This is a genomic window from Spirosoma lacussanchae, from assembly GCF_005870035.1.
GTDB classification, from domain to species: Bacteria; Bacteroidota; Bacteroidia; order Cytophagales; family Spirosomataceae; genus Spirosoma; species Spirosoma lacussanchae.
This window is the reverse complement of sequence record NZ_SWJG01000005.1, coordinates 271,446-283,827: the sequence shown is the minus strand read 5'-3', so window position 1 is coordinate 283,827 and position 12,382 is coordinate 271,446. Positions and strand designations below refer to the sequence as shown.

Annotated in this window: 6 protein-coding genes; 2 read left to right on the top strand and 4 right to left on the bottom strand. The window is 56.3% G+C overall.

Features of this window, described 5'->3' with window-relative positions:
- The first annotated feature begins 89 nt into the window (after positions 1-89).
- On the top strand, positions 90-2,573 hold the full coding sequence (locus FBR45_RS18995) for a CotH kinase family protein (protein WP_138505192.1): 2,484 nt from the start codon (positions 90-92) through the stop codon (positions 2,571-2,573).
- 89 nt (positions 2,574-2,662) lie between these two features.
- Positions 2,663-7,888 (top strand): hypothetical protein, encoded by a 5,226-nt coding sequence (locus tag FBR45_RS18990; protein WP_246082303.1) that lies wholly within the window; start codon positions 2,663-2,665, stop codon positions 7,886-7,888.
- A gap of 59 nt (positions 7,889-7,947) precedes the next feature.
- Here FBR45_RS18990 and galU read toward each other — a convergent pair whose 3' ends face one another.
- The 4 genes from galU to FBR45_RS18970 form a co-directional block, all read right to left on the bottom strand.
- Positions 7,948-8,814: a UTP--glucose-1-phosphate uridylyltransferase GalU gene (galU, locus tag FBR45_RS18985; protein WP_138505190.1), complete on the bottom strand. Its 867-nt coding sequence runs from the start codon at positions 8,812-8,814 to the stop codon at positions 7,948-7,950.
- A 36-nt stretch (positions 8,815-8,850) separates the two neighbouring features.
- Positions 8,851-9,846, bottom strand: a complete 996-nt coding sequence (locus FBR45_RS18980) for a mevalonate kinase family protein (protein WP_138505188.1) — start codon at positions 9,844-9,846, stop codon at positions 8,851-8,853.
- Between the two features lie 160 nt (positions 9,847-10,006).
- Complete coding sequence (locus FBR45_RS18975) at positions 10,007-10,483, bottom strand: hypothetical protein (protein WP_138505186.1); 477 nt, start codon at positions 10,481-10,483, stop codon at positions 10,007-10,009.
- Between the two features lie 117 nt (positions 10,484-10,600).
- The gene (locus FBR45_RS18970) at positions 10,601-12,370 is read right to left on the bottom strand and encodes a RagB/SusD family nutrient uptake outer membrane protein (protein WP_138505184.1); all 1,770 of its coding nucleotides are present in this window, start codon (positions 12,368-12,370) and stop codon (positions 10,601-10,603) included.
- Positions 12,371-12,382 lie beyond the last annotated feature (12 nt).

Here is a 12,382-nt window from a genome sequence, read left to right as displayed (position 1 = left end):
TCAATTCGTCTACTTTATATAGTAGCAACCCAGGCCAGTTTATAAACCGGCCTGGGTTGCTACCCCTCTACTACACCTCCTTATTGACCATGACCACACCAAGCCAGATAGCCACACTAGTGGTTACTCTGCTGTGCCTGTTAGGCCTTCAGAGTAATGCACAAACCTTAACCACCTCCAACCTGCCCATCATCATTATCGACACCGAAGGGCAAACCATTAACGACGAACCAGGTATCGTCACCAGCCTGAGTATCATCAACAACGCTAGCGGCATCAACTCAATTACCGATGTCCCCAACGAGTACCAGGGAAAGGCCAAAGTCGAGTTCAGAGGATGTTCCAGCCAGAACTTTCCGAAAAAACCGTACGGGATCGAACTCCGCAATTCCACGCTGGTAACAGAATCCATCGACAGGGCCCTGTTCGGCTTTCCGGCCGAAAGCGACTGGGTACTCAATGCCTCCTACACCGATAAGTCATTCGTCCGCGACCCGCTCACCTATTACATGGCCAACCAGTCGGGGCGCTATGCCTCCCGGGTCAAATACGTCGAGCTGATTATCAACGGTGTATACCAGGGTATTTATATTTTCCAGGAGCGGGTAAAGCGTGACGCCAATCGGGTCAATGTCAGAAGCCTGAACCCCGACGACACCAGCCCCGCCCGCATTACCGGTGGTTATATTGTCAAGGTCGACAAAAACTGTGGCGACTTCGACCCGAACCATGTCTGGTTATCGAACTACATGAGTCCGGGCGGCACTATTCCACACCAGTGGGCCACCCATTACCCGAACGACGATGACATCACCGCCCAGCAGTTCAACTACATACAGGGCTACGTCGACGAGTTTGAAACTACGGTCAACAGCACCTCCTGCTGCAACGCGACCAACGGCTACTCGAAATTCATCGTTGAGGATACATTTATTGATTATTTCCTGCTTCAGGAAGCGACCAGCAATGCCGACGGGTTTCGCATTAGTGCCTACCTGTCGAAGCAGCGCGACGCCGACGGGGGCCGGCTATCGGCCGGACCAGCCTGGGATTTCAACCTGGCCTACGGGTTTCTGACAACCCCGTTCGACGGCAATGCCCAAACGTATGAGGGCTGGCGCTACACGGCACCCGGCGACGGTAACTTTCCGGTACCGTTCTGGTGGGCCAGGCTACTGACCTGCTGCCAGTATGCCAACAAGCTGGTTACCCGGTATAAGCAACTCCGCCAGACCGTCTGGCAAACGAGTACGCTACTGGCGTATGTCGATGCACAGTACGCGCTGCTAAACCAGGGCTCGCTGAACCGCAACTTCACCAAATGGCCCATCCTCGGCGTACAGGTCTGGAATGACCAGCCATCCTACGTGGGGGCCACCCAGCTTGATGAAGTCAATCAGGTAAAAACGTGGCTGACCAACCGACTGGCCTGGATGGATGCCCACATCAACTCCCTGCTGGTGGAGCCACTGGCAACGGGCACCCTGTCTACAACGGCCTCGGCCATTGGCCAGGGCCAGACCGCCCAGCTGACGCTAGCCTTTACCGGTTCGGGGCCGTGGTCGTACACCCTCTCGCCGGGTCTAAGCGGCTCAGCGGTTAGCAGTCCGGTTACCCTGACCGTTCAGCCAACCGCTACGACTACCTACACCCTGACGGCTATCCGCAACGGATGCGGAACCGGTACGGCGTCGGGTACGGCCGTTATAACGGTCCTGATGCCCGCTGACCTCTCGCTGGCGTTCTCGAGCGACCGGCGGACAGCTTCGGTTGGAGAACCGATCCAGTTGCAGTTGGCCCTGACAAACAGTAGCCCCGAATCGGTTAGTCTGGTTCAACTCGAGAACCGCCTGCCTCCGAATCTTATCTTCACTGGTAGCCCGATGCCGGGCGTAACGGCTGTTGACGATGTGGTTTCTATGACCGGTACTAATCTCGCAGCGGGTCAAACCATGCTGTTCAGCTATACCGTGCAGGCTACTGCAGAGGGAACGTTCCGTAATGCAGCTCAGATTATTTCGGCCAGCCAGCCCGACGCCGATAGCCAGCCCAACTCCGGCACCGGCGACGGCCAGGACGACATGGCCGAAACCGACCTTCGGGTGGGCAGTTCGGTTAGTCTATTTGTTTCGGCTAACCCCAACCAGACCCCACTCCCCCCCGTTCTATCCAATCAACCGCCCACTGACCCCAACCAGGCAGATATAAGCCTGGCCCTCGTCAGCAGTCAGTTGGCGGTATTGCCTGACCAGCCCTTCAGCCTGAGTCTGGTTATCAGCAACCGGGGTGGGGCTGCAGCCAGCAATGTGGCGGTGCAGACCGAACTACCCGCCGGTTGGCAACTGACCAGTAATACGGGTCTGACCGTTAGCGGCCAGGTTGTATCAGGAACCGTGCCATCGCTGGGAGCCAATGCGCAGACTACTGTAGTTTTACCGCTTCAGGCCAGTATGGCAGGCACAGTACAAGCCCAAATTCAAAGTAGCACCCCCACCGATCCCGACAGCACCCCCGGCAACGGCTACGCCAACGGCGAAGATGACACAGCCAGCCTGACGCTCCGGGTTCGTTAGGGCAAACAAAAAAGTAAGTATCGCCATGATTGATTTGATATTGGTACGTATCTTGTAACCTATTGTCAAAATCAACAACCGTAACTATTTTGCTTTATCCATTTTTTCGGCTGCAGACGACCATCGCGTTTCTGCTCTGCTTCGTCATTGCCCGCGCGCAATCTCCTTTACCAGTTGATCCGCGCGATACCCTGGCCCGCCTGGCCGAAGATGAACGATTACGAACGCTCGACCCGGCGCTGGGTCGCGTACCCTCCGAACGGCTCGACGAGGCCCGGCGTCTGCTTAACAGACAGCAGCTATCGGGCGGCATAAGTACGCAGGCTGCTATTCCGGGCATAACCTGGCAGGAGCGCGGGCCCAGCAATGCGGCTGGTCGTACCCGGGCGCTGCTGTTCGACCCCAATGATCCGGCTCGTAAAAAGGTATGGGCCGGAAGCCCGGCAGGCGGCCTGTGGTACACCACTGACATCACCGATAGCAACGCGGGCTGGACGCCCGTTAGCGACAACTGGGAAAACACGATAGTAACCGCCCTGGCCGCCGATCCGTCGAACCCGCAGATTATGTATGCCGGTACGGGCGATGGTTATGGAGGCATTAACGGGGGCGGCATCTGGAAAACGACCAACGGAGGCACCACCTGGGCCCGGCTAAGCAGCACTATTCCGGGCGGTAATTACCCCTCCATCGGGCAATCCTTTACCTATATTCAACGCCTGGTGGTTACGGCCAGCGGCCAGGTTTTTGCAGCAACCCGTTACGGCCTTGTGCGCTCCACTGACGGCGGGGCGAGCTGGGCGTTTGTGCTGGCACCTAATCAGGGCATTGGGGCAGGCAGCAATACCGGGAATTATTACAACGATCTGGTAACAGACCTCGAACTGGCATCGGACGGTATTCTGTACGCAGCGTTTAACCCCAGTCGGGTATTCCGGTCGACCACCACTGCCGGTACAAGCTGGACCGAGATCACCCCGCCCAATACCAGTGGTGAACGCACCGAGCTGGCACTGGCCCCTACAACCGGCGGCAGCAGCCAGGTACTATACGCCGTATCTCGGGCGTACAACAGCTTGAATTATGGCCAGGATATAAAGTGGTTCAAGAAAAGCAGTAATGGCGGTATCAGTTGGACGGACCTCGTTATCCCGACGTCCAGCGGGGGTAGTCATTTTACCAAAGGAAATGGTTCGGCAGGGCTTAGTCTGGCCGTTCACCCCACCGATCCTAATACAGTCTACGCGGGCGGCTACGACTGGTTTCGCTCTACCGATGGCGGCAGCACCTGGAACGACCCACTGGCTTATCGCTTTGCGAGCCAGCAGGGACTTTGGTTTCAGCCGGGCAGTGCCGGAGCCGCTTTTGCCGACGACATCGGTATACACTGGTCGGCCAACTGGGGCGATACCACAACGGCAAATCCAACACTTTTACATCTTTACAACAATCATCGGATTAGTGATATTGGCTTCATTGCATTAAGAGACATTCCAGGTAGTTCATATATGCTAGCCGGAATCACAGGGCTTGGCTATTTTGAGGTAAATGCACAAGGTATTGCCGCTAGAAATCATTTTTTACCTCTATCGTCTCCTGGCTCAGTCTTTATTGATGACGATGAGCCTGCTAAGCAAATCGTTCAGTGGTATTCGAATTTTTACATATATATTGGCTCATCGGTAACACTCCTTACTTCGCTAAATAATTCTCTGATTCCTAATCCTTCGGATTATGACAGTCAGGCCAATATTCTGTACACGGCTAACTATGCCAACAGTCAGTACAGTATTCGGCGAGTAACCGGGGTGGGGACCACACCCGTCAGTACAACCCTCCCGCTGACGGGTTTTACCAACTCCGTGTCAGCCTTGAAGCTGGGGCGTAATCGCGACGCTCTGTTCGTGGGCAATTACTCCGGAAAACTGGTGAAGGTAACCAACCTCGATCAGGCGACGCCGACCGTTACTAACATCGACAATGGTGCTTTACCGCCCAACGCCGTCATTTCCTGCATCGATGTGGGGGCCGATGATAACGAACTGCTCGTAACGGTATCGAATTACGGGGTGCAGTCGGTCTGGTACACCCAGGACGGGGGCGCTACCTGGACGGGTAAAGACCAAACCAATTTTGGGTTGCCCGATGTACCGGTGCGTACGGTACTCTTCAACCCCCAGAACCGGAAACAGGTGCTGCTGGGCACCGATGCCGGCATCTGGTCTACGTCAGATATTACGCTGACCAACCCCGGCTGGACGTACTCGGGTACAGGAATGGGACCGTTTCGCATCAATCAGCTACGGTACCGGGCGTCGGACGGCCGTGTGGTGGCGGCTACTCAGGGGCGAGGTGTCTGGCAAACCGATGCGCTGGCCGTACCCTATACGCCATTAACTATTACCCTGACCGGTGTATCGAACACGACACTCTGCGCGGGCAACGTGGTCAATATTTCCTACACAACAACCGGCCCGGGGTTGCCAACGGGAGCGACCGTTGAGGTCTGGGTATCGGACGCAAGCGGTAGTTTTGCCGATCAGCGCAAAATTGGAAGCGGCACCAGCAGCCCCATTTCAGTAACGCTCCCATCGGGTTCCAATGCCTTGCCTTTCGGCACTGGCTATCGCCTGCAACTGATGGCACCGGTAGCCGAAGCAACGAGTAATTCCAGCACTTCGCTGGCTATTGGAGACCTGGCCGGAGCCGTCGCCACAGACCGGCGGGGTACTTTACGTAGTTATTCTAGCAGTGGAGAGGTTTGCACCGGCAGCCGTGCGACTCTTTCATTGTTTTCTCGTAAGGGCAACTATAGCCCGACAGGCGCCGAGCGCTATCAGTGGCTGCTGAACGGAAGTCCGCTTACCGGGGCCACCTCGCAGACTGTATCGGCGCAGCAGGCCGGCACCTACTCGGCCACTGTCTGGCAGGCAGGTTGTACCGTACAAAGCAACAGTTATCAACTTTCTACGTCGACTAACCCTTCCGTAAGCTTAAATGCTCTGGTTCAGGACCAGCCGCTGTGTATCAGCCAGCCTCAGTCACTCAGTTCCTCTTATATTGGCGAAACGGCTGCCTACCAGTGGACCCGCAATGGAGTCGATATTGCGGGAGCTACGGCCAGCACACTTACTGTATCAGAAACCGGGCAGTACAGCTTCCGGATAACGGATGGAACCTGCTCCCCAATAGTTTCTAACCGAAATTTAAATTTCGGTCAGTCTCTGTACGCCCGCCTAAACAGTTATCCGGCTGGAGACTCTATACTTTGCACAGGTGCTGCCAGCATTTACCTCGTTGGCGATGGTTTGTCCAGTAATCAGAATACTGCGGGCCTTTATACCATTCAATGGTATCGGGATAATGTTGCCATAAGCGGTGCCAATCGATATGATTATTATGCTTCCCAGCCGGGTACGTACTGGTTCCAGCTAATGCAGGGAACATGTACCACACGGAGCAATGCGTTTGTAATTCGGCAGGGAACTCCCGTTAAGCCCCAAATAAATTCAATCATCGACAAAACAGCCTGCCCCGGCGATTCACGCCAACTATACGCGAACCCATACGTTGGCGGTGGCAGTTATCAGTGGCAGAAAGATGGCGTCGATATGCCGGGAGCTACCAGTTCCGGCTATACGGCGCAGACATCAGGAACGTACACCCTTCAGGTAACGCGTGGCTCATGTCAGGTTGTTTCTGATCCGGTTTCGCTCACGTTTACCAACGCCATTCAGCCAGTGGCTTTCTACTTTGAAGAGGGTCAGGAAGCGTGTTCCTACCGCTATTTCTATGCCAGTCAGCCCAACACCTTGTCAGGCACCACCTTTCAGTGGTTCAAAGATGGAGTCGCTATGCCCGGACAAAACAACTCTTTCGTATACACGAACCAGGCAGGCGTTTATTCTGTCAGCGTGACTAATGGTGCCTGCAGCGGACTATCCAAAGGCCTGCTGGTCCGGTTTGGGAGCCTGAGTAAACCTACTGTTCAGTTGATACCAGCCTCCGGGCAGGTGTGTGCAGATAACGCTGTTTTGCTAAAAAAGGCGGGGCAGAACAATGGAACCCTAGTGTGGAAACGCAATGGAACAGCTATCTACACTGGTAATCAATACTATGCTACCCAGTCGGGTCTCTACAGTGTTGTGCAGATTGAGGGAGCCTGTTCTGCAGAGTCGGACCCGGTTGAGGTCAGGATTGGGGAGCCAACGGCGGCTACACTGACGGGGGGCGCGCTCATTAGCAGCGGGCAAACGGCTCAACTGCCCATCACCTTCAGCGGTCCGGCGCCATGGTCGGTTACGCTCACCAATGGCCAGTCGGCGTCGGCTATTTACCAGAACCCGTATCTGATGCCCGTATCGCCTACCAGTACAACCACGTACAGTCTGTCGGCGCTGACAAACGCCTGTAGTACCGGCGCGGTATCGGGCGTGGCCACGGTTACCGTTGGTACGGGCAGCGCCGATGTGGCGTTACAGATGCAGGTCAGCAACCGGGTTCCTAAAGTCGATGAGATTGTCAGCTATACACTTATTCTGACCAACGCTGGCCCCCAGGAGTCGGCAGGGGTACAGGTCAGGAGCGTACTGCCAGCCGGGCTGGTGTTTGTCGATTCACCCTCGCCGGGTATCAGTGCCGCAAACGGGATTGTAACGGCGGAGGTAGGTACAGTACCAGTGGGCAGTAGCCGAAGCTTTCTCTTTCGGGCCAAAACCACTCAGCCGGGCGTCTTTGCTACATCGGCCCAGATAACGGCTACCCAAACACCCGACCCCGACAGCCAGCCCAACTCCGGCACCGGCGACGGCCAGGATGATGCCGTCACGACAGACCTGCGAACGACCGATGCGAGTGGCCCCCTGGTTGCATCGGCGAACCCGAACCAGCAGCCTCTGCCGCGGGTTACCACCAGTCAGCCAGCAACCGACCCCACTAAAGCCGACCTGAGCCTGTCATCGCAGATCAACACGCTCACTCCGCAGCCCGGCGAGGTGGTCAGTCTATCGCTAACTGTCAGTAACCGGGGTGGCGCATCGGCAAACTCGATTGTCATTCAAACCCAACTGCCAGCTAACTGGGTCGTAACCAATAGCAACGGCTGGGCTGCAAACGGCCAACAGCTTCGGGGATACGTCAATAAACTGGCCGCCGGTCAGTCGTTCACGTTGGTACTGGCCGTTCGGGTAGCTGGCTCAGCTACATTACAGGCGCAAATTCAGGAGGTTACAGAACAAGATCCTGACAGCACGCCGGGCAACGGCTACGCCAACGGCGAAGATGACACAGCCAGCCTGACGCTTCGGGTTCGCTGACAGACAGATGAGGTAACGGCAGCGCCCGGCGATTCATACGCCGGGCGCTGCCGTTGCAATCAGCCTTTTTGGACGATTTCTTCGAGGAAGGCCCGGAATTTATCGGCAAACTCGGGGCGCTTCAGCGCAAACTCGACAGTGGTTTTGAGGAAGTCGAGCTTATTGCCGATGTCGTGGCGTTTTCCCTCAATATGGTGCGCGTACAGGTTTTCGCGCTTGAGCAGCAGCAGCATGGCATCGGTCAGCTGAATTTCGTTGTTCTTACCGGCCGGCGTTTGTTCAAGCATGGTAAAAATATCGGGCGTTAGAATATAGCGACCCGCAATGGCCAGGTTGGAAGGAGCCTCGTTCAGCGCCGGTTTCTCGACCAGCGTATCGATAGCCAGAATCCGGTCGCTCATCGAACGCCCGCCCACAATACCGTAGCGGTTTACTTTGTCGTGAGGAACCTCTTCAACGGCAATGACCGATCCGCCGTACTGGGCGTAGGTATCGATCAGCTGCTGCGTAACCGGAATGACCGAATCCATGATGGTGTCGCCCAGCAGCACCGCAAACGGCTCATTGCCTACGTGATGCCGCGCGTACCGAATGGCATCGCCGAGTCCGTTCAGTTCACGCTGACGAACGTAGTGCAGGTTGGCCATGTCCGACAACCGGCGCATCTCGTCGAGCAACAGCTGATCTTCTTTTTCTTCGAGCCGGGTTTCCAGTTCGAAGTTGCGATCGAAATGGTCTTCGATGGCGCGTTTTCCCTTTCCGGTAATGATGAGAATGTCTTCGATTCCTGAATCGACAGCTTCCTGCACCACATACTGAATCGTAGGCCGGTCAATGATCGGCAGCATCTCTTTGGGTTGTGCCTTGGTGGCAGGCAGAAACCGGGTTCCCAGCCCGGCAGCGGGTATAACAGCTTTTTTGATCATGATTTCTCTGGTAGAGACCGGTAGTCGGTGGCGTCGCTATACGACGTATGGTTTTATAACGCGGGCATTAATGGCTTTCAGGGCAACGAAGAGTCGGTTCAGCATGGCATCGTCGCGGTATATGCCAATAATCGACCCGCCCGAACCGGTAAATGACGCCGACGCCCCGCAGGCCCGCGCGGTATTGATCAGCGCCCGGTTCCGATCACTGATGGAATAGATCTGGCTCCGCAAATCGAAATTGCGGTTAACAAGTTCGTGGAGGGCCTCGGTATCGCGCCGAAGCAGGGCGTCGTGGCCTTCGCGGGCTACGTCGGCAATGGCGCTCATGGTGTCGATCACCAGTGGTTCGCCAGCCAGCCAGCGGGCCCGTACGTCGTTATGGATACGACCCGACTGTTTGCCCAGATCGGTATTGTAGGCAATGTAGAGTTTGGGGAGCAGATGCGGATCGAGCGGTTCGTACTGTCCGTACCCGTACTGTTCCATGATTGGCCGGTCGAAGTTCATGTACACACAGCCTTCGTAGCATTGAATAACCCGGTCCTGGAGGCCAGCCGCAATACCAAGCTCTTCGGTTTCGGTAGCCATGACCAGATTGGGCAACACCGGCTGCGGAATCTCGACGTTGTAGAACTGCATGAGCGCCCGGAAAGTAGCCACGATGATGGCGCTCGATCCCGACAGACCCACCTGCCGGGGAATGGAGGTGTTGTACCGAATTGAAAAGTTGTGGTTCGGTAGCCGAATGCCTTCGTTTTCGCAGTACTCAGCAAATTTTTTGATGGCCGCTTTCAGCAGTGGAACGCCACCATGGTACCCCAGCGTGCCCACCGCATCGCGCAGGTGATGCAGACTCCGAAATACGTTGGTATCCTGCAGCTGCGGCTCGATGGTCAGCTCCGGCGACGGATACAGGGTAACAGATGCGCCGAAGTTACGGACGCTGATGGCAATGGTTTTGCCGAAAAAGCCGTCGGACGGGTTGCCAAGCAGGCCCGCCCGGGCATAGGCACGGGTTTCAATAAGCAAGGTTGTAACGCGATAGGAGTACTAGCCCAACGAATGATGCGGGGCAAGTTTACGAAAGAATCGCACACACCCTGCAGAAATCCCGTTGAGCGGCACGCACAAAAAAAGCGACCGGTCTGTCAGACGCGGTCGCTGGCCGTAAAATACGGTATATAGTGAGTTACTGGGCTGATTCTTTGTCTTTGCCGTCGTAGCCCTTATTGTGCGGATCGTAGCCTTTACTCGGGTCGTCGCCTTCTTCGAGGTAGGTCGCATCGCCCCGGTGAAAGAGCGCATCGTCAGACGGGTTTTCGGCCACCTGATCCAGCTTACGGCCGGCTTCGTCGCTCATCATTTTCCCTTTCGGCAGGTCAGTATCGTTTACCGAATCAGCCTCGACGTCCCAGGCCTGTGTAGAGCCGTACGACTCGCCTTTGGGCTCTTCAGCCTTGCCAACATTGACATTGGCCTCGCGGGACTCCCGTGTTTCTTCCCGGTTTTCGCCCTCCATGTCTATACCCGAGGTAGAAGCACTGTAGGTATTGTTACCGACGCCCTCCGACTCGCGGCCGAAATCAGAGTCGCCGTGTTGGTTGGGATCATTTGAATAAAACTCAGAGTCAACTTTATCGGGATCGAATGGTGATGTAGTAGCCATAACGTTGTGTGTTTTTTACCAGCTATAACTCGCAAACAGCCTGGGTTGTTTGCGGCTAAACCGAGCAGGCACCCGGGTAAGGGGTGCCTGCTTTTATACCATATCTGCCGACAGTGGCTATTGATATCCCTGGTTCTGCGTCAGCGTGGGCCGACCGTTCAGGTTGCTGTTCAGGATTTCCTCGAACGGAATCGGAAAAAACTCGTTCCGGTTCTTCACGAACGTAGCCCCGGTGAGGTAAGTCCGTTTGGTTCGCTCCGTGGTCAGGTAAGCATTCAGGGTAGGCTCGGCAATACCCCAGCGCACCAGCTCGAAGAAGCGGTGCCCCTCCATGGCAAACTCCAGCCGGTTTTCGAACCGCACCGCCTGCCGGGCTGCTTCTTTGGTAGCGAAAGCCGTTGACGTAGCCGGGTATTCCTTAATTACGTAATTGGCCGCTGGCTGCCCCGCAGCGGTTTTAACGAAGCCGTCGGGGTTGGCGGCCCGGCGCCGGATCTGGTTCACATAATCGCGGGCTTTAGCCAGGCTACCGATTTCGACTTCAACTTCGGCGGCCCACAGCAGAATATGATCGTACCGCAGATACCGATAATTGTTGGAGTGAAGCCGGTTGTTGCCGGGGTTTACCCCAAAAAACTGCCGCTCCGGAATGTGCTTAATCGGCGAGTACGGCCCCGCATAGGCCTGATCCCGAATCCAGGCGCGACCCGGATGAACGCCCCAGTCCTTGAACGGAATACCCCGGCGCCCTACCGTATGATCCAGGCGCGGGTCCAGGGTGCCGGCATAGGGCGTAAACGGCTGGTCCGACGTAATGCCCTGATCGCTGGTAACATCGGTATTGTTGAAAGTCGCCGGCAGCGGCAGGCCGTTGGCGTCGGTTTTATAGGCGTTGACCAGATTCTGCGAGGGCTGGTAGAATCCGCAGCAGCCCCCCGGCCCGGTATTGTAGGGCCAGGCCAGCTCATCGCCCAGGCCCCCGCCCCCACCGGCCGACGACGTAACCGAGTATTGCACCTCAAACAACGATTCGCGGTTATTCCGATTGGCCGGTGCCGCCGAGAAATTGTCGCCGAAGTTGGGCATCAGCGCAAACCGGCCGCTGGCAATAACCTGGTTCAGCAGGGTTTGCGCCTGCTGAAGCTTGGCGCTGTTGGGCGCGCCCGTATACGGATCAAACGCCTGATGCATGTAACATTTGGCCAGCATACCCATGGCAGCCCAGCGGGTAGCCCGGCCCGGCTCGCCCGGAAACTGATCGGGCAGGTTCTGCATGGCAAACTGAAAGTCTGCTTCGATCCGCGGCCAGGCATTTTCGGTATTGGGCACCTTGGCGCTGTCGGGCACTTCCTTGTTGTAGTCCTGCTCGTCGATATACGGAATGTTGTTCCACATCTTTTTGGCTTCGAAGTGGTAGAAGCCGCGCAGGAACCGGGCTTCGGCCGTAATGACCCGCCGACGGGCCGTATCCAGATTCTGGACCTGGGCCAGATTGTCCAGCACGTCATTGGTCCGCGACACCCCATTGTAGAGGGTTCGCCATTTGCCCCGCACGTGTTCGTTGGTAACCACCCATACGTAGCGTTCGAGGGCGGTCTGCTCGGGCTGGTCACCCGCATCGGTCCCTTTGTAGGCATCGTCGGATGTAAGGCCCCCAAACACCCAGTTCGAAACCGCTCCGTGCCAGGTTGAGCCGCTAGCCGGAATACCATCCAGCAGGCCGTAGGCGCCCGTCAGCAACGTTTCGATACCGCGGGCGTCGGTTACGGCGTCGGGACTGAAGGTACCCTGTGGCGTACGGGTCAGAAAATCTTCACCGCAGCCGTTCATTGTCATGACCAGTACCGATAGCATACCGGCATAGCCCCATTTCTTTATAGTTTTCATGAGTATGTACAG